19 protein-coding genes and 1 riboswitch are annotated in these 21,915 nt (G+C 71.2%); of the genes, 7 read left to right on the top strand and 12 right to left on the bottom strand.

The window, feature by feature from the left end:
- Positions 1-32: 32 nt before the first annotated feature.
- A complete protein-coding gene (pcrA, locus tag ACP4E5_RS19500; protein ID WP_425830451.1) occupies positions 33-2,555 on the bottom strand; it encodes a DNA helicase PcrA in 2,523 nt (840 codons plus the stop codon).
- Positions 2,556-2,761: 206 nt separating this feature from the next.
- Positions 2,762-2,913: riboswitch (cyclic di-AMP (ydaO/yuaA leader) on the top strand.
- Between the two features lie 8 nt (positions 2,914-2,921).
- On the opposite strand from pcrA, the gene ACP4E5_RS19505 reads away from it, so the two are divergent.
- Entirely contained in the window at positions 2,922-4,115 is a 1,194-nt protein-coding gene (locus ACP4E5_RS19505) for a C40 family peptidase (RefSeq protein ID WP_425830453.1), read from the top strand.
- 71 nt (positions 4,116-4,186) lie between these two features.
- Here the strand turns inward: ACP4E5_RS19505 and ACP4E5_RS19510 are convergent, their stop codons facing one another.
- On the bottom strand, positions 4,187-4,540 hold the full coding sequence (locus ACP4E5_RS19510) for a hypothetical protein (RefSeq protein ID WP_422409031.1): 354 nt from the start codon (positions 4,538-4,540) through the stop codon (positions 4,187-4,189).
- A 314-nt stretch (positions 4,541-4,854) separates the two neighbouring features.
- On the opposite strand from ACP4E5_RS19510, the gene ACP4E5_RS19515 reads away from it, so the two are divergent.
- The gene (locus tag ACP4E5_RS19515; RefSeq protein ID WP_425830455.1) at positions 4,855-5,901 is read left to right on the top strand and encodes a C40 family peptidase; all 1,047 of its coding nucleotides are present in this window, start codon (positions 4,855-4,857) and stop codon (positions 5,899-5,901) included.
- A 14-nt stretch (positions 5,902-5,915) separates the two neighbouring features.
- On the opposite strand, the gene ACP4E5_RS19520 is transcribed toward ACP4E5_RS19515, so the two are convergent.
- From ACP4E5_RS19520 to ACP4E5_RS19540, 5 genes are all read right to left on the bottom strand, one after another.
- Positions 5,916-6,596, bottom strand: coding sequence for a class I SAM-dependent DNA methyltransferase (locus tag ACP4E5_RS19520; protein ID WP_425841473.1), 681 nt, complete (start codon positions 6,594-6,596; stop codon positions 5,916-5,918).
- Between the two features lie 83 nt (positions 6,597-6,679).
- Positions 6,680-7,570: an alpha/beta fold hydrolase gene (locus tag ACP4E5_RS19525; protein ID WP_425830457.1), complete on the bottom strand. Its 891-nt coding sequence runs from the start codon at positions 7,568-7,570 to the stop codon at positions 6,680-6,682.
- Complete coding sequence (locus ACP4E5_RS19530) at positions 7,570-8,217, bottom strand: LysE family translocator (protein WP_425841475.1); 648 nt, start codon at positions 8,215-8,217, stop codon at positions 7,570-7,572. The genes ACP4E5_RS19525 and ACP4E5_RS19530 overlap by 1 nt, the downstream gene beginning before the upstream one ends.
- A 64-nt stretch (positions 8,218-8,281) precedes the next feature.
- A complete protein-coding gene (locus ACP4E5_RS19535) occupies positions 8,282-8,965 on the bottom strand; it encodes a LuxR C-terminal-related transcriptional regulator (protein WP_425830459.1) in 684 nt (227 codons plus the stop codon).
- A complete protein-coding gene (locus ACP4E5_RS19540; protein WP_425830461.1) occupies positions 8,962-10,269 on the bottom strand; it encodes an ATP-binding protein in 1,308 nt (435 codons plus the stop codon). Before ACP4E5_RS19540 ends, ACP4E5_RS19535 begins: the two co-directional genes overlap by 4 nt.
- A 169-nt stretch (positions 10,270-10,438) precedes the next feature.
- Here ACP4E5_RS19540 and ACP4E5_RS19545 point away from each other — a divergent pair, with 169 nt between their 5' ends.
- Positions 10,439-11,755, top strand: coding sequence for a PspC domain-containing protein (locus tag ACP4E5_RS19545; protein ID WP_425830463.1), 1,317 nt, complete (start codon positions 10,439-10,441; stop codon positions 11,753-11,755).
- 379 nt (positions 11,756-12,134) lie between these two features.
- Here the strand turns inward: ACP4E5_RS19545 and ACP4E5_RS19550 are convergent, their stop codons facing one another.
- Entirely contained in the window at positions 12,135-12,659 is a 525-nt protein-coding gene (locus ACP4E5_RS19550) for a DoxX family protein (protein WP_425830465.1), read from the bottom strand.
- A gap of 91 nt (positions 12,660-12,750) precedes the next feature.
- Complete coding sequence (locus ACP4E5_RS19555) at positions 12,751-14,022, bottom strand: hypothetical protein (protein ID WP_425830467.1); 1,272 nt, start codon at positions 14,020-14,022, stop codon at positions 12,751-12,753.
- 150 nt (positions 14,023-14,172) lie between these two features.
- Between ACP4E5_RS19555 and ACP4E5_RS19560 the strand changes: the two genes are divergently transcribed.
- The gene (locus ACP4E5_RS19560; protein WP_425830469.1) at positions 14,173-15,033 is read left to right on the top strand and encodes a DUF4429 domain-containing protein; all 861 of its coding nucleotides are present in this window, start codon (positions 14,173-14,175) and stop codon (positions 15,031-15,033) included.
- Positions 15,034-15,051: 18 nt separating this feature from the next.
- On the opposite strand, the gene ACP4E5_RS19565 is transcribed toward ACP4E5_RS19560, so the two are convergent.
- Positions 15,052-15,843, bottom strand: coding sequence for a class II aldolase/adducin family protein (locus tag ACP4E5_RS19565; RefSeq protein ID WP_425830471.1), 792 nt, complete (start codon positions 15,841-15,843; stop codon positions 15,052-15,054).
- 118 nt (positions 15,844-15,961) lie between these two features.
- On the opposite strand from ACP4E5_RS19565, the gene ACP4E5_RS19570 reads away from it, so the two are divergent.
- Positions 15,962-16,450 (top strand): pyridoxamine 5'-phosphate oxidase family protein, encoded by a 489-nt coding sequence (locus ACP4E5_RS19570; RefSeq protein ID WP_425830473.1) that lies wholly within the window; start codon positions 15,962-15,964, stop codon positions 16,448-16,450.
- Between the two features lie 59 nt (positions 16,451-16,509).
- On the opposite strand, the gene guaA is transcribed toward ACP4E5_RS19570, so the two are convergent.
- Complete coding sequence (guaA, locus tag ACP4E5_RS19575; protein ID WP_425830475.1) at positions 16,510-18,090, bottom strand: glutamine-hydrolyzing GMP synthase; 1,581 nt, start codon at positions 18,088-18,090, stop codon at positions 16,510-16,512.
- Positions 18,091-18,408: 318 nt separating this feature from the next.
- Between guaA and ACP4E5_RS19580 the strand changes: the two genes are divergently transcribed.
- Both ACP4E5_RS19580 and ACP4E5_RS19585 read left to right on the top strand, forming a co-directional pair.
- The gene (locus ACP4E5_RS19580; protein ID WP_425830477.1) at positions 18,409-18,675 is read left to right on the top strand and encodes a chorismate mutase; all 267 of its coding nucleotides are present in this window, start codon (positions 18,409-18,411) and stop codon (positions 18,673-18,675) included.
- Between the two features lie 327 nt (positions 18,676-19,002).
- Positions 19,003-20,019, top strand: a complete 1,017-nt coding sequence (locus ACP4E5_RS19585; protein WP_425830479.1) for a hypothetical protein — start codon at positions 19,003-19,005, stop codon at positions 20,017-20,019.
- 94 nt (positions 20,020-20,113) lie between these two features.
- On the opposite strand, the gene ACP4E5_RS19590 is transcribed toward ACP4E5_RS19585, so the two are convergent.
- Complete coding sequence (locus tag ACP4E5_RS19590) at positions 20,114-21,907, bottom strand: GMC oxidoreductase (protein WP_425830481.1); 1,794 nt, start codon at positions 21,905-21,907, stop codon at positions 20,114-20,116.
- Between the last annotated feature and the right edge of the window lie 8 nt (positions 21,908-21,915).

A 21,915-nucleotide genomic window follows, 5' to 3' on the forward strand; every position in this document is an offset into this window, starting at 1 on the left:
CTTCGTACGTAAGGAAGGAAGGGGCGCGGCGGCTACAGCTTCTCGACCGGGGCGTACCGCAGCAGCAGGCGCTTCGGCTTCGGGTCGCCGAAGTCGATCGACGCCTCCGCCTTGTCGCCCGTGCCCGACACGCCCACGACCGTGCCGAGCCCGAACTGGTCGTGCGTGACGCGGTCGCCGACGGAAAGGGCCACCACCGGCTTGGAGTTCGCCCGGCTCGTGGCGAAGGCCGGCGTCGTACCCGTGCGGGAGCGCGAGGACGACAGGGAGGCCGCGATGCCGCCGCCGATGCTCTTGGTCGAGGCCGCGGGCGTGGACGGGCCGGTGCGCTTCCAGTCCAGGTGACCGGCCGGGATCTCCTCCAGGAACCGGGACGGCGGGTTGTACGAGGGCTGGCCCCAGGCGCTGCGCATGGAGGCACGCGTCAGATAGAGGCGCTGTCGCGCGCGCGTGATGCCCACGTACGCGAGGCGGCGCTCCTCCTCCAGCTCCTTGGCCTGGCCGAGGGAGCGCATGTGCGGGAACACGCCGTCCTCCAGGCCGGTCAGGAAGACGACCGGGAACTCCAGGCCCTTGGCGGTGTGCAGCGTCATCAGTGTGATGACACCGCTGCCGTCGTCCTCCTCGTCGGGGATCTGGTCCGAGTCGGCGACGAGGGCGACGCGCTCCAGGAAGTCGGAGAGTCCCCCGCCGCCCGTCCCGGTCCCGCCCTCCTCGGTCTCGGCCTCCGCGGTCCCGCCCTCCGCCGTGCCGTCGCCCGCGGCGGCCTCCTGCTCGAACTCCAGGGCCACGGCGGCGAGTTCCTGAAGGTTCTCGATCCGGGTCTCGTCCTGCGGGTCGGTGGAGGCCTGGAGCTCGGCGAGGTATCCGGTGCGCTCGAGGATGGCCTCGAGGACCGTGGCCGGTCCTGCGCCCGACTCCACGATCGTGCGCAGGTCCTCCATCAGCGTGTTGAACCGCTTCACGGCGTTCGCCGAGCGGGCCGCCATCCCGTACGCCTCGTCGACGCGGCGCAGCGCCTGCGGGAAGGAGATCTTCTCGCGCTGGGAGAGGGCGTCGATCATCGCTTCGGCGCGGTCGCCGATGCCGCGCTTGGGCACGTTGAGGATGCGGCGCAGCGGGACCGAGTCCTCGGGGTTGGCGAGCACGCGCAGATAGGCCAGGACGTCCCTGACCTCCTTGCGCTCGTAGAAGCGGACGCCGCCGACGACCTTGTAGGGCAGGCCGGTCCTGATGAAGATCTCTTCGAAGACACGGGACTGCGCGTTCGTCCGGTAGAAGACGGCGACGTCGCCCGCCTGCGCGTCGCCCGCGTCCGTGAGCCGGTCGATCTCGTCGGCGATGAACTGCGCCTCGTCGTGCTCGGTGTCCGCGACGTAGCCGGTGATCTGGGCGCCGGGGCCCTCGTTGGTCCACAGGTTCTTGGGGCGGCGCGACTCGTTGCGCTCGATCACCGCGTTCGCCGCGCTCAGGATCGTCTGCGTGGAGCGGTAGTTCTGCTCCAGCAGGATCGTCGTCGCGTTCGTGTAGTCCTCTTCGAACTGCAGGATGTTACGGATCGTGGCGCCACGGAACGCGTAGATCGACTGGTCCGCGTCACCCACGACGCACAGCTCGGCCGGGTCGGCGCCCTCGCCCTCGGTGGGGCCGACCAGCTCGCGCACGAGCGCGTACTGCGCGTGGTTCGTGTCCTGGTACTCGTCGACGAGGACGTGGCGGAAGCGGCGGCGGTAGTGCTCGGCGATGTCCGGGAACGCCCGCAGCATGTTCACCGTCATCATGATCAGGTCGTCGAAGTCCAGCGCGTTCGCCTCGCGCAGGCGTGCCTGGTACATCGAGTACGCCTGGGCGAGGGTCTTCTCGAAACCGTCGGCCGCGGTCGCCGCGAAGTCCTCCTCGTCGATCAGCTCGTTCTTGAGGTTGCTGATCTTGGCGGTGAAGGACTTCGGCGGGAACTTCTTCGGGTCCAGGTCGAGGTCGCGGCAGACGAGCGCCATGAGCCGCTTGCTGTCGGCGGCGTCGTAGATCGAGAAGGAGGACGTGAAGCCCAGCTTCTTCGACTCGCGGCGCAGTATCCGGACGCAGGCGCTGTGGAACGTCGACACCCACATCGCGTTGGCCCGCGGGCCCACCAGGTCCTCGACGCGCTCCTTCATCTCGCCGGCGGCCTTGTTCGTGAACGTGATCGCGAGGATCTGGCCGGGGTGCACGCCGCGCTCGGCGAGCAGGTACGCGATGCGGTGCGTGAGGACGCGGGTCTTGCCGGAACCGGCGCCCGCGACGATGAGCAGCGGGCTCCCACCGTGCACGACGGCCGCCTGCTGGTTCTCGTTCAGCCCCTCCAGGAGGGAGGCCGAGTCGAGGACCGGGCGCGGGGCGCCGTCCCGGTAGTGCGCGTCCCTGCCCGCGGGCGCGCCGAGCTTCCCACCGAACAGGTCGTCCGGCATCGGCTCCGCGGCCCCGTCGTCGTACTCGGGGTCCGGGGGCGGCGGCGGGGGCTCCTCCGCGCCGTGTCGGAGGCCGGTCAGGAAGCTGTCGTCAAAGAGGCTGCTCATCGCTCTACGAGTCTAAGCCGCCCCACTGACAACCCGTGGCTGCCTTTGACAACCCGTGGCTGCCTTCGGAACTCCGGGCGCCCTCCAGGTGGCAGATCACGAAAATGTATCGGGCATATCGAACATCAACCTTCACAGCAGCCACACGAGTTGGCTACGGTGCAGCCGGGCAGCCCGTCCCCCCGCCCGCGGATGTCGCGGCGAGCGGGCAGCCCCCGCCGAGTTCCGTACGCCGTAAGGCAGGGAACCGGGGACCCAACCGACCTTGGGGTGAATCGGTCAGCCGACCGTAGGGCAGCCTTCCGCGTACCACGCCCGAACCCGACAGCTAACCCGGTAGGCGGACGACGGAAGGAGTCGCCTGCCTTGGCGTCGCACCGCAAGCCCCGCAGCCGTTCCCGGATGACCGGCGGCCTTCGCACGACCCCCGCGGTCGGCATCACCACCGCCGCCCTCACCTCCGTGGCCCTGCTCTCGCAGACGGCACAGGCCGCGCCCGCGCAGCCGTCGAAGCCGCGCCTCGAAGAGGTTCAGCAGAAGGTCGACACCCTGTACCGGCAGGCCGAGGTCGCCACCCAGAAGTACAACGGCGCGAAGGAGCGGACCGACTCCAAGAAACAGCAGGTCGACAAGCTCCTCGACGATGTCGCGCAGCGCACCGACGAGATGAACACGGCCCGCCAGAAGCTCGGCAGATACGCCGCCGAGCAGTACCGCTCGGGCAGCGTGAGCGACACCGCGACCATGTTCCTCGCGGACGATCCGGAGGACTACTTCTCGCAGCGCCAGCTGATGAACCGGCTGACCGCCGAGCAGAAGAAGTCGATCGACGACTATCAGACGCAGGCGCGCGAGACCGCGAAGAAGCGCACCGAGGCTCAGTCGAGCCTCCAGGACCTCACCGAGTCGCAGGCCGAACTGAGGTCGACGAAGGAGACCGTCCAGACGAAGCTCTCCGACGCGCGCGAGCTGCTGGCCGAGCTGACCGCCAAGGAGAAGGCGCGGCTCGCCGAGATCCAGAAGGCCAAGGAGGAAGAGGCCCGCAAGAAGGCCAAGGAGCTGGCCGCCAAGCAGAAGGCCGCGGAGGCGGAGAAGGAGAGGGCGGCCGAGAAGGCGCGGGAGCAGTCGTCCGGTTCGTCCTCCTCCGGTTCCTCGTCCGACTCGTCATCCGGCTCCGGATCCTCCTCGGACGCCTCGTACGCCACGAAGGCCGCGCAGGCGCTCGCGTTCGCCAAGTCGCAGGAGGGCAAGCCGTACGTGTGGGGCGCCACGGGGCCGGACTCGTACGACTGCTCGGGTCTGACGCAGGCGGCGTGGAAGTCGGCGGGGATCTCGCTGCCCCGGACGACCTGGGACCAGGTCGAGGTCGGCAAGACGGTGCCGCTCTCCGATATCCAACCCGGTGACCTGGTGTTCTTCTACGACGACATCAGCCACGTGGGCATGTACATGGGCGACGGCATGATGGTCCACGCGCCGAAGCCGGGCGCGGTCGTGCGCGAGGAGTCGATCTACTACGACGGCACGTCGGCGATCCACAGCGTGGTGCGCCCCGCCTGACACACGTACGCGGAAGGGCCCGGCAGGTGCGTCCTGCCGGGCCCTTCCGTACGTACGGTGCGTGCGGTCGCTCAGGTCCAGAGCACCGCGATGAAGATGTTGGCGACGGTGAGCGCGCCGACGGTGATGAAGAGGCCCTTCTCCGCCTTCTCTTCGTCCCGCTTCACGTAGACGATGCCGAGGATCACGATCAGCAGCGCGAGCTTCACGCCGATCTTGATGTTGTTCACGGTGCTGCCGTCGGCCTGGTTGAGGCCGACCAGGGCGACGCCGGTCACCAGCATGGTCAGCGCGCCGTGCAGCATCGCCTTGTTGAAGCGGGCCGCGCCCTCCTTCATCGCCGACATCTGCGTGAGGAAGCCGCCGAGCAGCGAGGCGATGCCGATGATGTGCAGGCCGACGAAGAGGTGGATGAGTACGTCCATGGTCCGGAGCCTAACCGGACGCCCATGGCCCACTACGGGCACCCCTTTGCCGCCCTGTTGTCACTTTCCGCCACTGTCCGTAACAAACAGACCAGTTGCGAACAATCCGGCACCAACCCGTTACGCCGAGGTTTAGCGTCCTTCCTCAGGTGACCGACTCCCCACCGCCGCCCGGGCCAGGGGCGGCAGTCGGACACCACCGCCGAGAAAGGTCCGGCGGCGACCCGCTCCCCCTGTGCGGGCCGCCGCCGGACGCGCGACCGGCGGTCGTACGTCTCGGAAGGCCGCCCCAGGCCGTCCAAAAGGAGCAACCAGTGCCGGCAGCGCACCGCAAGCCCCGACCGCGTTCGCTCAGCGGGAGCAGGGCCCGCACCGCGGCCACCCTCGCCCTCGCCTCCGCGGCCACCGTCACCGCCCTCGACGGCGGGGCGGCGCACGCGGAGCCCGAGCTCAGCCCCGCCCAGGTGAAGGCCAAGGTCGACAAGCTGTACCAGGAGGCGGAGGTCGCCACCCAGAAGTACAACGGGGCGAAGGAGAAGGCGGACGGAGCGCGGAAGAAGGTGGACACCCTCCAGGACGAGGCCTCCCGGCGTACCGAATCCCTCAACTCCCAGCGCGAGAGGCTGGGTTCAGTGGCGGCATCCCAGTACCGCACGGGCGGCGTGGACCCGTCGGTCCAGCTGCTCCTCTCCTCCACCCCCGACGCCTACCTCGACAAGGCGTCCCTCACGGAGCGCGTCGGCGCGCGGCAGGCCGCCGCGGTCACCCGCGTACAGGGCGAACTCCGCGAGATCGACCAGCTGCGCGGCGACGCCGACGACACGCTCTCCGAACTCCGCGCCAAAAAGGCCGAGTTGGAGGACAACAAGAAGAAGGTGAAGCGAAAACTCGCGGAGGCCCGCCGCCTCCTCGACCGCCTCACCCCCCAGGAGCGCGTCCTCACCCCCGCGACGCCGACGAGCGAGCACGCCTCACGCTCGGTGGAACGCGCCGACCTCTCCCAGGCCCCCAACTCCCGCGCCAAGGCGGCGATCTCCTTCGCGTACGGCGCCCTGGGCAGCCCCTACGTATGGGGCGCCACCGGCCCCTCCGCCTTCGACTGCTCGGGCCTGACGCAGGCCGCGTACAAGGCGGCCGGGGTGTCGATCCCCCGCACGACGTACTCCCAGATCGACGCGGGACAGCGCGTCCCGAAGTCCCAGCTCCAGCCGGGCGACCTGGTCTTCTTCTACTCCTCGATCAGCCACGTGGGCCTCTACATCGGGGGCGGCAAGATGATCCACGCCCCGAACCCGAGCGCCCCGGTACGGGTGGCCCCGATCGACGAGATGCCGTTCGCGGGAGCTACGCGGGTGGCGTGACGCCGCACCGGCGGTCACACGGGCTTCTCCCACACCGACACGTGCCCCCGGCTCTCGCTCGTGAAGGGCTTCCTGGTCCACCCGTCCCACCGCTCGCTCAGCCGCAGCCCGGCGATCCGCGCCATCAGGTCGAGCTCGGCGGGCCAGACGTAGCGGAAGGGGATGGTCCAGAAGGATCCCTTCCCGGTCCCGGGGTGCACCTCCACATAGTTCGAGCTCATGGCCTGCGTCGCCACGTCGTAGCGGTCGAAGGCCCACCGGTTCTCGCTCACCTCGAACGGCACGGCCACCTGTCCGTACGGCAGCCGCCGCAGGTCCGGCACGCCGACCTCGATGACGAAGCGGCCACCAGGCGCGAGATGCGCGGCGGCGTTGCGGAAGCAGTCGACCTGCGCGTCCTGCGAGGTCAGATTCATGACGGTGTTGAAGACGAGGTAGGCGAGGGTGAAGTCCGCACGCCCCGCGCGGGTGGTGGCGAAGTCCCCGATGGTGACCGGGATCCCGGCGCCGCCCGGCTTGGCCCGCAGGCGTTCCACCATCGCCCGCGACAGGTCGATGCCGTGCACGTCGACGCTGCGCGCGGCGAGCGGCAGGGCGACGCGGCCCGTCCCGATGGCGAACTCCAACGCGGCACCGTCGCCCGCGAGTTCGGCGAGAAGGTCGACCGTGGGGTCGAGGACCTCGAGGGTGAACATGTCCGCGGAGGAGTCGTCGTAGTCGGCCGCGACGTTCGCGCCGAAGTAGCCGTCGTCCGTCACGTCGTCCGTCACCCCGCCCCTCACACTCCTCGTTCCGTGTGGTCCGCCAGGGCGTCGATGAGTCGCGGCCACAGCTCGCGCGGGCGGTCGTGGCCCATGTCGGGGAGCAGCAGGAGTTCGGCCCCGGGGATCAGCTCCGCGGTGCGGCGGCCTCCGCTGGGGTCGATGAGTGTGTCGTCCAGGCCGTGGATCACCAGGGTCGGCATGTGCAGCTCGCGCAGGGCGTCCGCGCGCGAGCCGCTGAGTACGATCGCGCCGAGCTGGCGTCCGACCCCCGCCGGGTAGTAGGCGCGGTCGTAACTACGGGCGGCCAGGTCGCGGAGTTCGGCGGCATCGCCGTAGCGCTTCGACGCCCAGACCAGGGAGCGGTCCGCCGCCGCGACGTAGCCCTCCCGGTCGGCCGGCTTCGGGGCGAACAGCGCCGCCTGCGCCTCCGGCGACGACTGCCCGTACTCGGGCTCGCCCGTCGTGGACATCATCGAGGTCAGGGTCAGGACGCGGTCGGGCCGGGAGATCGCCATCGCCTGGGCGATCATGCCGCCCATCGACGCGCCGACCACATGCGCCCGCTCGATGCCGAGCGCCGTGAGCAGGCCGAAGGCGTCGTCGGCCATGTCCCGCAGCCGGTAGGGGATCATCGCGACCGCCGTCGGGATGTCTCCCGTGCTCACCGCGGCGATGAACTTCCCCATGTCCACGGGGTGTTCGTCGAACTTCGTCGACAGCCCGGAGTCCCGGTTGTCGAAGCGGATGACGTGCCGGCCGCGCTCCGCGAGGGCCCGGCAGAAGTCCTCGTCCCAGGCGATCAGCTGCGCGCCGAAGCCCATCACGAGCAGCACCGCCGGGTCCGCGGGGTCGCCGAAGGTGTCGTACGCGATGGTGACCTCGGGCGATACGTCGACGCTCGGCATCACTCCGCCCTCCCCGTGACCGCCACCGTCACGCCGAGGCCCACCATCGCGAGGCCGCCCGTGCCGCCGACCGCCGCGAGGCGGCGCGGGGAGCGGGCGAACCAGGTGCGGGCCGTGGACGCGGCGAGGCCCCAGAGGCTGTCCGAGACGATCGCGATGACGTTGAACACCAGGCCGAGGAGCAGCATTTGGAGCACCGTGTGCCCCGCCTCCCGGTCGACGAACTGTGGCAGCACCGCCGCGAAGAAGACGATCGTCTTGGGGTTGGCGACGCCCACCGCGAAGCCCTCCCAGAGGGTGCGCAGGGTGCCGCCGCGGCCCGCCTGGCCCCGCTCCTCCTCGAACACCGCGCGCAGCGAGCGGCGGCCCCGGAACGCCTTGACGCCCAGGTAGATCAGGTACGCCGCGCCCACCAGCTTCAGCGTCATGAAGATCGCCACCGAGCGCTCGACCAGCGAGCCGATGCCGAGGGCCACGGCGATCACGAGGACGTAGGCCCCGAGCGTGTTGCCCGCGACCGTCGTCAGCGCGGCGCGGCGGCCCTGGGCGAGAGCGCGGCCGACGACGAACAGGACGCTCGGGCCGGGGACGACGATCAGCAGCAAGGACATCGCCGCGAAGGCGAGCAGGCGGTCGGCGGACATCATGGGGTCCATTGAGGCACGGCGGACGCCGCCCGCCCAAGCGGTTTTCGCCCCGGCCGGCCGGGGCTCACACCAGTCGCCGCGCCGTCGCCCACCGCGTCAGCTCGTGCCGGTTGGAGAGCTGGAGCTTGCGCAGCACCGCCGAGACGTGCGACTCGACCGTCTTCACCGAGATGAAGAGCTGCTTCGCGATCTCCTTGTACGCGTATCCGCGGGCGATGAGGCGGAGCACCTCCCGCTCGCGCTGCGTGAGGCGGTCCAGGTCCTCGTCCACCGGGGGCGCGTCCGTCGAGGCGAAGGCGTCGAGGACGAAGCCGGCGAGGCGCGGCGAGAACACCGCGTCGCCCTCCTGGACGCGGAAGATGGAGTTCACGAGGTCCGTGCCGGTGATCGTCTTCGTGACGTAGCCGCGGGCGCCGCCGCGGATCACGCCGATCACGTCCTCCGCCGCGTCCGAGACCGACAGCGCCAGGAAGCGCACCGGGTGCTCCGCGTCCGCCATCATCTGGGCGCTGCGGCGCAGCACTTCGACGCCTCCGCCGCCGGGGAGGTGCACGTCGAGGAGGACCACCTCGGGCCGCGTCGCCGTGATCACGGTGACTGCCTGGTCGACGTCGGCGGCCTCGCCGACCACCTCGACGCCCGTCTCCTCGGTGCGGCCGATCTCCGCCTGGACGCCGGTGCGGAACATGCGGTGGTCGTCGACCAGGACCACTCGTACCCGTCGTGTCTGAGCTGCCTCGTCGGTCATGACGTCCTCTCCGCCCTCTTCATGGTCAGTTCGACCTCCGTGCCGCCGTCCGGCACCGCCCGCAGCCGGGCCGTCCCGCCGTTGCGTTCCATCCGGCCGATGATCGATTCTCGTACGCCCATGCGGTCGGGCGGGATGGAGTCGAGGTCGAAGCCGGGGCCCCGGTCACGTACGGACACGAAGACCTCGACCCCCTCGCCGGTGGACTCCACTTCCGCGAACACCTGGACCGCGCCGCCCACGCCACCGTACTTGGCGGCGTTCACCATCGCTTCCCTCGCGGCCTGCATCTGTGCCGACAACTGCTCGTCGAGCGGGGCGTCGCCCACCACCACGACCTCCAGCGGGACCCCGTGCTTGTCCTCGACCTCGGCCGCGTTGCGCTTGACCGCCTCCGCCACCGTCTCCGGTTCCTGCGGGTTCTCCGCGGCGGCCGGTTTGTACAGCCACGCCCGCAGGTCGCGTTCCTGGGCACGGGCGAGGCGGCGCACCTCGGCCGGGTTGTCCGCGCCCCGCTGGATCAGGGTCAGCGTGTGCAGCACGGAGTCGTGCACATGCGCCGCGACCTCCGCCCGTTCCTGCGCGCGGATGCGCATCAGGCGTTCCTCGGAGAGGTCCTGCGTCATACGGATCAGATACGGGCCCGCGAGGAGCGCGACGCCCACGAGGACGGCGAGCGCCGCCTGGAGGATCGGCCCGATGTGCTCGGTGGCGCCCTGCGTGACGAAGATGCCGGTGACGCCCGCGCCGACGAGCAGCACCCCGGAGGCCGCGCGCGCCAGGCTCAGCGTGCGCTTGCGGCGGCCGACCTCCATCCAGCGGGCCCTGCGCGCGTTGTCGGCCTGCCGCCAGACCAGGGCGACGCCCGCCGCGACGAGCACGGTGGGGATCAGATACGCCTTGGTGTTGCCGGTCAGGTTCACGTTCTCCACGAAGATCATCGCTACGACGACCATCAGGAGCAGGGCGAGGATCTGGCCCTTGTCCGGCTTGCGCGTGATGAGCCGGCGGCGGCCGTCGGGGGACGTCTCCGTGCTGAAGACGGGTGGGCGGTCCGCGCCGAGTCCGCCCACGCCCAGCGGCACGAAGAACCAGAACGCCGCGTACAGCAGCGCCCCGAGCCCGTCCGCCATGAACAGGCCCGCGAAGACCAGGCGCACCCAGATCACGGGCAGCCCGAGATGCCCCGCGAGGCCCCGCGCCACTCCGCCCAGCCAGCGTCCGTCACTGCTGCGGTAGAGCTTGCGCGGCGGCCGCGGGTCGTCTCGGTCCTCGGCGAGAGGGGCGGGCGCTGCTTCCGGCATGCCACCGATCGTCACATGCGGTACGGGGCCGGGCATCAGGGTCGGTCCCGGATACTTCCCTGATCTTCCGGTGCGGGGCCGGGCCGGAGGGCTCCTCAGGGACGATCTCAGGGTTCGGCCAGGGTTGTCCCGACTGCCGCGGGCGGGCCCCGGCCGTCACGATGTACGTATGACGGAGCAGCCCCTTCACGACGCGCCCCCCGAAGACGCGCCCCCCGAGGACGCGAGGCCACAGCGGCCGCTGCGCGGCTTCCGCAGGGACCGGCGGTACAAGACGCTCGGCGGGGTGTGCGCGGGGCTCGGCCGGCACTGCGACATGGACCCGGTGATCTTCCGCATCGGCCTGTCGGTGCTCTCGGTGACCGGCGGCGTCGGGCTGATCTTCTACGGCTTCGCCTGGCTGTTCGCGCCGTACGACGACGAGGACGAGAACGAGTTCCGCAAGCTCCTCACGGGGCGGGTGGACGGTCCCGGCCTGGCCGCGATCGTCACCGCGCTCGTCGGCTGCGGCGTCTTTCTCTCCATGCTGAACAACGGCGGCGCGCTCACCTTCGCCGTCGTGCTCGCCCTGCTCCTCGCGGGCGCCGGGTACTGGTCGCAGGCGCGGCGCACCGCCGACCCCGACCCGGTGGCCGCCCAGGCCGTCGCGGACGCGCCGCCGGAGGCGCAGGCGCCGCCGGTCGCCCGCGGACCGTCCTGGTGGCGGGACCCGATCGTGAAGGACGGCACGCACGACGGCGGCACCGGCTACCTCTGGGGTCCTCCGAGCGTCGAGGAGCGTCCGGCGGCGGCACGGTTCGGCTCCCGGCGCGGGTCCGTCGCCGCCAGGCCGGCCGGGCCACCGCAGCCGGCGGGACCGCGCGGCATCGGGGCACTCACGTTCCTGTGCGCGCTGATCGCGGGCGGCATCGGCACCGGCGTGACCTGGGACGAGCGCACCCTCGGCGCCAGCGTGCAGACCGGACTCGCCTGCGCGCTCGCCGTGTTCGGCCTGGGCATCGCGGTGAGCGCCTTCCGCGGCCGCACCGGCGTCGGCTCGATCCTCCTCGCTTTGATCACGGCGGGCCTGCTCACGGCGTCCGCCGCGCTGCCCGCGAACATCAGCACCCAGTGGGCCCGCACCGACTGGACGCCCGCGCGCGCCGCGGACGTGCGGCCGCACTACGAACTGGACTCGGGCGTCGGCACGTTGGACCTGTCCGACGTGGACGTCGCCAAGGGGGCCACCACGTCCACGCACGTCGAGGTGGGCGCGGGCCGGGCGAGGATCGTGCTGCCCCCGGGCGTCGACGCCGAGCTGCATCTGGAGGTCGGGGTCGGCGCCATCCGGCTCCCCGAGGACGTGTCGCGCGACGTCGACGTCCGGCCGGACCTGGACCGGCGCGTCACGATTCCGGCGGCGGACAGCGGGGCGAAGGGCGGCGGCACCGTCGAGGTGCACGTGGAAGTCGGACTCGGAGAGGTGGAGGTGGACCGTGCGCAGTGACTTCCGTCCGGGCCGGTTGATCGCCGGGCTGGTCCTGATGACGACGGCGGTCGTCTACTTCGGCGACGCGGGAGGCGCGTGGGTCGTCCCTTGGTTCGCCGGGATTCCACTGGTGTGCGGTGGGCTGTGCCTGGCGGCGGTCGTGGGAACGGTCCGGCGTATGACGGGGCTGCGATCACGGGGCGCTGCCCCGGACCCCGCTGGCTCTCGTACAAAAAGCGGGGCTTGATCGACCACCCCTCGGCGGCGATTGAGCCAAATCAAGCCCCGCCGGCGATTGAGGCGCGGGGCATGGGGCGGAGCCCCAATCTTTCCAGCCCCGCCGGCGATTGAGGCGCGGGGTCCGGGGCGGAGCCCCGTGGCCGCAACGACATCCGCCTCAATACTCGGACGACCTGAACCTCCGGCCCCGCCACCACGCATCCACCGACCACACCGCCGCCCCCGCCAACACCAGCGGCAGCCACGCCATCAGATACGCCAGATCGTTCCCGAGGTAATACGGCTCCGTCGCCCAGCTCACCGTCAACCACAGGCTCAACGAGATCAGCGCCCCGCCGACCGCCGCGAGCCGCGCAAGCACACCGAGCAACGTCCCGATCCCGACCACCAGCTCGCCGAAGGCGATCGCGTAGCCGAACCCGGCCGGCGACTTCAGGGCGAGGTCGACGAGCGCCGGGATCGCGGACGTGTCCCGCACGCCCCGCATCTGGTCGCCGATGGAGCCGCCCCCACTGGCCTTGAAGAACGCGCTGTCGGTGAGCTTGTCGAAGGCGGCGTAGATGAACGTGACGCCGAGGAAGACGCGCAGCGGCAGGAGGGCGTACCGCTGGGCGGTGTCGCGCCGGCTGCCGGGGGACGGGCCGTAGTTCGTGGTCAGGTCGGATCGCATGCTGTGCGCCATAGCCGCTCTGCCGCCTCTCGCGCCTGGTGTCTTTACTTGACCATACGTACGAGAGCACGCCCCGGCTCAACGCCGAGGCCGTTCGGCCGCCTCAGTCGGCGACGTCGATGCCGCACCGGTTCGTCTCGACACCCGCCGCCGTGATCACCTGCACCTCGACCCGCCCCGGCTCCACGTCGACCGGGACCGGCACGGTGAGCAGCGCGTCGGTCGGGTTGGTGAAGCCGCCGGGGACCGGGACGAGCGGCACATGGACGTGGACCGGGCCGATGCGCACGGCGACCCGCGCGAGCTGGTCCACGGTGCCCGCGCCCGGCGGCACGAACCCGGAGCCGCGGATCTCGATGTCGTCGCCGGTGCGGATCGGCGCGTCCAGGTCGCCGGCCTCCCGCGCCCGCACCACGGACAGGATCACGGGCCGGCCGCCCTCCGTGTACTTGCCGACGAGATACGTCGCCGCGGACACGGCCACCAGGACCGCGAGGGACCACGGCAGGTCGGGCAGCTGGTCGGGGCGGCGGGCGAGGCGGACGACCGCCCAGACGACGACGGCCGCGCCCACGGCGACGTACTGGATGTCGGTGAAGCTGCCGCGCCCGGAGTCGTCGGTGAGCAGGTCGGCGGCGCGCGGCCGTGGCGCCGGCAGCTTCTGCAGCCGCTGCCCGGCGACGCGGACCCCCACCACGCGCCGTACCAGCACGGCGACCCCGCAGACCATCGCGAGGACCGTCAACAGGCCTGCGCCACGGGCGAGTTCGAGGCCGTCGATGAGCGCGTCACGCCGGGCGGGGCCCGAGGCGAGGGCCAGTTCACCGGCGAGAACGAGGATCGCGTACAGAGTCGGCAGGAGCACACCGCACGCCACCGCGCGCGAGGTCGACAGGCGGTTGTCCTCGCCGGTCAGCGGCGCGAGCACGCCGCCGCGCGCCCGGTGCAGATACCCGGCCGCGGTGAGCAGCCCGGCGACCACGAGCGCGGCCACGAGCCCCGCCGTGCGGACGGCGGTCCAGCCGGCGCCGATCGCGGTGAGCGCCTGGCCGATCAGCAGCGCGCCCACGCCGCCCCACACCACGTACAGCGTGCGCGGCCACAGCCGGGTGAGCCAGGACACGCCTTCCTCGCGGCCGCGGTCGGCCATCGCCCGGGCGGACTGGGTGAGTTCGTCGGAGATCCACTGCCGGGACGCCCCGGCCGAATGCGCAACGGCCGCGGGCAGGCCCCGGCCCGCCGCCAACTCGTCCCGCTTCGCGGCGAATCGGGCGACGGCCCTGCGGTGCCCCTCGCGCGCCCCCCGCGGACAGTCGCCGCAGGTGCACCCGCCCTCGTGCGCCGTCCGGTCGTTCCGCGCTTCCTGCACCGCCACTGCCGCCGCCCCACCCTCGTCAACTTCCGCACCTTGAAGGGGAATTGTGCCGCACGCCGGGGGCGTGACGTCGCACGGGCCCACCCCTCAAGGGTGAATGGCTTTGACCTGCATTGACCGGAGTGTTGACGTCACTGCGAGAATTTCCGTATGGCCGAGATCATCCAGCGTGACGGAACCTGGGCCTTCGACGGGAACACCGTCCGCATCACCCCAGGTCTGCACCGTTCGGTCGCCCTGCTGCGGCAGACCTACGGCGAGATCGACGTGCCGCTCACGGCCGTCTCCGGTGTCGCCTACGAGCCCGAGCGCAGACGCGGCCGTCTTCGCCTCACGCTGCGCGACGCCGCGGATCCGCTGCTCCAGGCCACCGGCGGCCGCCTCCCGGACACCGCCGACCCGTACCGGTTGACCGTCGACGCGGACCGTTCCGGGATCGCCGAGTACGTCGCCGAGGAGATCCGCCGGGCCCTGCTGCTCGAACAACTCCCGCCGGGGCCCGCCGAGTCGTACCTCGTCCCGGGCCCCGCCGTACCGGTCTCGGTGCGCTCCAGCGACGGCCTCGTCTCGTTCGACGGCAGCCGGGTCCGCATCGACTGGAGCGAGACCTCGGACCGGGTCAAACGCTCGACGGGCCCGCGCGTCATCTCGCTCGACGACCTCGACGAGGTGGAGTGGGTCCCCAACTCCGGCTACGAGGACGGGGTGCTGCGCTTCGTCCCGAAAGGCTCCCCGTACTCCAAGCTGCCGGCGGAGAAGGACCCGTACGCCCTCGACCTGTGGGGCAACGCCCGCAAGGACCTGCTGACCGCCCTCGTCGCGGCGGCGGTCACGGCCCGCCTCCCGCACCCCTCGGCACCCCGCGGCACTCCCCCGCTGCCGTCCCGGCGGGCCGACCACGACGTCCTGCTGCGACGGCTGCGGGAACTGGGCGAGCTGCACCGCCAGAACGTACTCACGGACGAGGAGTTCGAGATGACGAAACGCGTGGTGCTGCGCGACTTCCGCTAGCAGCACAGGAGTTGAGCCTTACGACAGCAGATCCGGCTCGCTGCGCGTGATGTCCTGCCACAGGCTCTGGTAGTTGATCCAGGCCACGAGATCGCTGCCCGTCTGCTCGCGGGTCGCCACCGCCTGCCGCCGGTCGATCAGCACCGGACGCCCCGCCGAGCGCGCCGCCAACTGCACCTCGCAGGCCCGCTCCAGGGCGATGAACCACCAGGCCGCCGCGTCCACCGAGTCGCCCACCGTGAGCAGCCCGTGGTTGCGCAGCACGAGCGCCTTGTACGAGCCGAGGGCGACGGCGATCCGCTTGCCCTCCTCCGGGTCCACGCCGACGCCCGTGTACTCGTCGAGCAGCGCGTGGTCCTCGTAGAACGCGCAGGCGTCCTGCGTGATCGGTTCGATCAGCTCACCGAGCGCGGCCACGGCCCGGCCGTACGTGGAGTGGCAGTGCGCGACCGCGACCACCTCGGGGCGGGCCCGGTGCACCGCGACGTGCGTGGTGAAGGCGGCCTGGTTGACGTGGAACCGGCCGTCGACGACCTGCCCGTCCCCGTTGGCGAGGACGAGATCGCTGACCGTGACGTGCCTGAAGGGCACGCCGAACGGATTGACCCAGTAGCAGTCGTCGTACTCCGGGTCGCGGACGGTGATGTGCCCGGAGACCCCTTCCTCGTACCCGAACCGCCCGAAGACGCGCAGGGCGCCGGCAAGCCGCTCCTTGCGGTACCTGCGCTCGTCGGCATGGTTCTCGTGCACGGGCGGCATCGCGAACTGCAGCTGGTCGTGGGGTATCGGGGCGGGGTTCTGCGTCGACATGGTGCGGAAGGTACCTCCGCGACCGGCAAGGTGACAGGGCCGGTGTGTGAAAAGAATGCGGCGATACGCGCGGGGATACCGGACAGGAGACGTCGGGATTGCGCGCGAGACTCGCCCCATGACGTCGAACGCGGCCACCTGGGCCACCTTCACCGAAGCCGAACCGGCCCTCGCCAAGACGGTCGAGGACCGCTTCGGGCAGCACCTCCACCACGTCCTCGCCACGCTGCGCAAGGACGGCTCGCCGCGCACCAGCGGCCTCGAAGTCCGGTTCCTGAACGGGGAGTTCTGGCTCGGCATGATGCCCGGCTCGCTCAAGGCCCGCGACCTGCTGCGCGACCCGCGGTTCGCGGTGCAGGCCAACCCGGGCGAGGGCCAGACCATGGGCGGCGGCGACGCCCGGATCAGCGGCCGGGCGTACCTGGTCGAGGACCCGGCGACGATCGCCCGCTACACCGACCGGGTCCCCGTCCCCGACCCGGACGACTTCCACCTGTTCCGCACCGAACTCACCGAGGTCACCAGGACGTTCATCGAGGACGACAAGTACCTGGTCGTGCAGGTGTGGACGCCGGGCGAAGCGGTCCGGACGATGAAGCGCACGTAAAAACAGGAGTGCCGCCCACGCCGGATCGGCAGGGCGGCACTCTCACGCGGTCGTGGGGACTACTCCCACTCGATGGTGCCCGGGGGCTTCGACGTCACGTCGAGGACGACTCGGTTGACGTCCTTGACCTCGTTGGTGATCCGCGTCGAGATCTTCGAGAGCACGTCGTACGGCATCCGCGTCCAGTCCGCCGTCATGGCGTCCTCGGAGGAGACGGGGCGCAGGACGATCGGGTGGCCGTACGTGCGGCCGTCGCCCTGGACGCCGACGCTGCGGACGTCCGCGAGCAGGACCACCGGGCACTGCCAGATCTCGCGGTCCAGGCCGGCCGCGGTGAGCTCCTCGCGGGCGATGGCGTCGGCCTCGCGGAGCAGGTCCAGGCGGTCCTTGGTGACCTCGCCGACGATGCGGATGCCGAGACCGGGGCCGGGGAACGGCTGGCGCTGGACGATCTCGTCCGGCAGGCCGAGCTCGGCGCCGACGGCGCGGACCTCGTCCTTGAACAGCTGGCGCAGCGGCTCGACGAGCTCGAACTCGATGTCGTCGGGGAGCCCGCCGACGTTGTGGTGCGACTTGATGTTCGCCGTGCCGGTGCCGCCGCCGGACTCGACGACGTCCGGGTAGAGGGTGCCCTGCACGAGGAACGCGACCTCGGGGCCGTCCTCCTGGAGGATCTCCAGCTGCGCCTGCTCGAAGACGCGGATGAACTCCCGGCCGATGATCTTGCGCTTCCCCTCGGGGTCGGAGACCCCGGCCAGCGCGTTCAGGAACCGCTCGGAGGCGTCGACGACCTTGAGGTTCGCGCCGGTCGCGGCCACGAAGTCCTTCTCGACCTGCTCGGTCTCGCCCTTGCGCATCAGGCCGTGGTCGACGTACACGCAGGTCAGCTGGGAGCCGATGGCCTTCTGGACCAGGGCCGCGGCGACCGCGGAGTCCACGCCGCCGGACAGACCGCAGATCGCGCGCTTGTCGCCGACCTGGGCGCGGATCGCGGCGACCTGCTCCTCGACGATGCTGCCGGTCGTCCAGCTCGGCTCGATGCCGGCGCCGCGGTACAGGAAGTGCTCCAGGACCTGCTGGCCGTGCGTCGAGTGCATGACCTCGGGGTGGTACTGGACCCCGTACAGCTTCTTCGCGTCGTTCTCGAAGGCGGCGACCGGGACGACATCCGTGGACGCCGTCACCGTGAAGCCCTCGGGCGCCGCGGAGCAGGCGTCGCCGTGCGACATCCACACGGGCTGCTCGGCCGGGGTGCCCTCGAAGAGCGTCGAGTCGCCCTTCGACACGGTCAGCGGGGTGCGGCCGTACTCGCGGGCGCCGTTGTCGTCGACGGTGCCGCCGAGGGCCGTGGCCATCAGCTGGAAGCCGTAGCACATGCCGAAGACGGGGACGCCGGCCTCGAAGATCGCGCGGTCCAGGCGCGGGGCGCCCTCCGCGTAGACCGACGAGGGGCCACCGGAGAGGATGATCGCCGCCGGGTTCTTGGCGAGCATCTCCGCGACGGGCATCGTGCTCGGCACGATCTCGCTGTAGACCCGGGCCTCACGGACGCGGCGGGCGATGAGCTGGGCGTACTGCGCACCGAAGTCGACGACCAGGACGGTGTCGGGGGCGGCGGCAGCGGAAGTCGCTGATGACACGGGTTGCCTTCCGGCGGCTTGAGCTGGGGGTCGTGTGGCCGATTCTACCGGGTACGTCACCCGTGGTCGGCGTCGCGGGGCTCCGCCCCGGACCCCGCCGCTCGATCGCCGCCGGGGCTTGATGCGTATACTCGCCCCATGCTCTCGCTCACGACCTTCGTCTTTACCTATGGCAGCCGGCCCGCCGGGTGCCATGGTCGTGCTGCTTGAACCACTGACAAGCACTTCACCAGGCGCCCCGGGCCGACAAGGTCCGGGGCGTCTGGCGTTTCCGGGGCTTGCCGGTCCGGGGCTCCCCCATCACACCGAGGAGCCCTCATGACCGCCACGACCGAGAACACCACCGCCGACGTCATCTCCGGCGCCCGTGATCGCATCGACGCGCTCGACGACCGGATCATCGGCCTCGTCCAGGAGCGCATGGCCGTCTCCGCCGTCGTCCAGGAGGCACGGATCGCCTCCGGCGGGCGGCGGGTGAACCTGTCGCGCGAGAACGAGGTGCTCGGCCGCTACAGGGACGCGCTCGGCAAGCCCGGCACCTCGCTCGCCATGACGCTGCTCGAACTGTGCCGGGGCCGGGTCTGACCGTCGGGGGCACCTCAGTTCGGTTGCGTCCTCACCCATACGGCGCGTGACCCGTTGGCACAGGCTTCGTTGGTCCCGGTGTCCGTGCCAGCCAGGGGCGGGCCAACCGAACCACGCGTGGCTCCGCTGGAGCGTTGAGACGTCACGGTCATGCCGTACGTCGTGGGACCTCGCTCCAGACAAGTGACCGGACGGCAGGGGACAGCAGCCCGGTCACACCAGAGAACGGTCGGCCTCGGGGACGCCCGAGGCCGACCGGCCTCCGTACAACCCTTTTTGGCCATCACGGGTCACTTCAGCGGAATCTCCCAGCCCTCTGAGGACCCGATGAAACTTCGTCGTGCACTGGCGTCGGCGGCCGCGACCGCCGCGCTCGCTCCGATCGCCCTGTTGTCCGCCCCCGCCGCGTTCGCGGACGGGGCGCCTGTGGACACCACGACCGCCACCGAGACGGCCGCTCCGAGCCCCTCGGTGAGCACGTCGCCGAGCGCGTCCGCGCCGGCCACCGCGTCACCCGACCCCTCCACCGCGAAGCCCGTGGCGCCCGAGGCGCCGCGGGCGAAGAAGGCGGACGGCGAGAAGACCGACACGGCCGGGAAGACCCAGCCGTCCGACGAGTGCACCGCGGCCGAGAACAGCCCCGGGACCTTCGCCGAGCTGCGCGGGCTCCCGTCGAAGATCGTCGCCGGGTCCGGGTGGCACGGCTTCACGTTCCGCGTCACGAACATGACCGACCAGGACTTCGCCTCGGCCCGGGCGCAGGTGTACGCGTTCTCGTTCGCGTACGAGGACGAGTCGGACACGAGCCGGTACCTGCGCCTGCAGTGGTTCGACGGGACCGCGTGGCGGGGCCTCGACAACAACGTCGAGCACGACGCGTCGTTCCCGGCCTCGGGCCCGCTCGCCCGTGGCGCGCACTCCGATGTGAAGCTGCGGATCTCGGTCGACGCGAGGACCCCGGCCGGCGCCGGTGCCGGGCTCGCCCTCGCGGTGAGCGTGGACCCCGAGGGCGTCTGTGGCCACAGCGTGCCCGAGGACGCGTACTGGGACTTCGACATCCTCGCCGCGGGCACCGCCACCGGCCATGTGCCACCGGCCGGCGGTCACACCGGTTCCCCGAAGCCCACGGCCTCGGCATCGGCATCGGCCTCGCCCAGCGCGTCGGCTTCCGCGTCCAACGCCCCGTCCCCGCAGGCGAGCAGCACCCCGGCCGACGGCTCGCTCGCCTCGACCGGGGCCGGCTCCACGCTGCCGGTCTTCGGCACGGCCGCCGGTCTCGCCGTCGTGGCGGGCGCCGGGGTCGTGTACGCCGTGCGTCGCCGCAAAGTGAGCAACGAGGCGTAGCCGTCCGTACGTACGAGAAGGACCCGCACTCGGAGGGGGGTGCGGGTCCTTCTCGTATCGCTCGTGCCGCCGGAAGGGGCCAGCTGGGGGGGGATCAGCTGGACTGCAGCGGCTCCTTCTTCGGCGGCACCTCCGGTATCGCGAGGAGCGGAAGCTTGAGCGCGCCGAAGGCCTCCGCCGGGACCGCCGGGTTCTTCGGCTCGACGGGCGCGAGCCGCCGGTACGCCGAGCCGATCTCCGGGCGGGTGTCCTCCTCGCCCTTGTTCGGCCAGTACGACAGGGCCCGCTCGGCCTGCGCCGTGATCGTCAGGGAGGGGTTCACGCCGAGGTTGGCGGTGACGGAGGCGCCGTCGACGACCGAGATGCCGGGGTGCCCGTAGACCCGGTGGTACGGGTCGATCACGCCGGTCTGCGCCGAGTCGCCGATCGGGCAGCCGCCCAGGAAGTGGGCGGTGAGCGGGGTGCCCATGAGCTCGCCGACGTTGGAGCCCGCGAAGCCGTTGATCTCGGCGGCGATCGCGGAAGCGCCCTCGCTCGCCGCCTTGATCTGCTTGGGGTTGGGCGCGCCGTGGCCCTGCCGCGCGGTGAGCAGGCCCTTGCCGACGCCGTCCGGCTTCAGGTACGTGGTCAGCGAGTTGTCGAGGGACTGCATGACGAGGCCGATGATGGTCTTCTCCGACCAGCGGCGGTTGGAGAGCGAACGGGCCAGCAGGGTGGGGTGCTTGACCACGTTCGCCAGCCAGCCGGCCACCCTCGACGAGCTCTCCGCGTACGGGACCTGGAGGATCGACAGGCCGCCCATAGAGTTCGAGCCCTTGCCGTAGCGGACCGGCTCGATGTGCGTGTTCTCGTCCGGGTGGATCGAGGACGTGATCGCGACGCCCTTGGTGAAGTCGGCCTTCGCGAAACCGTGCTTCTTCTTGTAGCGCCGGTCCGTGGTCTGCGCGCCGACCAGGGCCTCGGAGTTGGTGCGGGTCAGCTCGCCCAGGCGCTCGGACAGGTGCGGCAGTTGGCCGTTCGCCTTCATCCGGTGCAGCAGGGTCTGCGTGCCGTACGTGCCCGCGGCGATGACGACCTTGGGCGCGGTGAAGGTGCGGCCCGCCGCCTTCTTGTCGTCCGTGGGCAGCGTCGCGACCGCGTAGCCGCCGCGCGAGTCGTCGGTCACGGAGACGACCGAGGTCATCGGGTGGACGACCGCGCCCGCCTTCTCGGCGAGGTACAGGTAGTTCTCGTTGAGGGTGTTCTTCGCGCCGTGGCGGCAGCCCGTCATGCACTCGCCGCACTCGGTGCAGGCCTTGCGGGCGGGGCCCGCGCCGCCGAAGTACGGGTCCTCGACCTGCCCGCCGGGGGCCGCCCTCGACTCGCCCTCCGCGTCCTTGCCGTCGCCGAAGAAGACGCCGACCGGGGCCAGGTGGAAGGTGTCGCCGATGCCCATCGACTGGGCCGCGGCCTTCAGGTGCACGTCGGCGGGGCTCATCGTCGGGTTGATCCGTACGCCGAGCATGCGCTGCGCCTGGTCGTAATACGGCTTCAACTCCTCCTGCCAGTCCGTGATGTGCGCCCACTGCGGGTCGTCGAAGAACTGCTTCGGCGGCACGTAGAGGGTGTTGGCGTAGTTCAGCGAACCGCCGCCGACCCCGGCGCCCGCCAGGACCATGACGTTCCCGAGCAGATGGATGCGCTGGATGCCGTACATGCCGAGCTTGGGGGCCCAGAGGTAGTTCTTCAGGTCCCAGGAGTTCTTGGGGAGGGTGTCCGGGGTGAAGCGGCGGCCCGCTTCCAGCACACCTACCTTGTAGCCCTTTTCGGCCAGCCGGAGGGCGGACACGGATCCGCCGAAGCCGGAGCCGATGACCACCACGTCGTAGTCGTAGCCGTCCTGCGTCACGTGTGCGT

The organism is Streptomyces fractus (assembly GCF_049844455.1).
GTDB lineage: Bacteria > Actinomycetota > Actinomycetes > Streptomycetales > Streptomycetaceae > Streptomyces > Streptomyces fractus.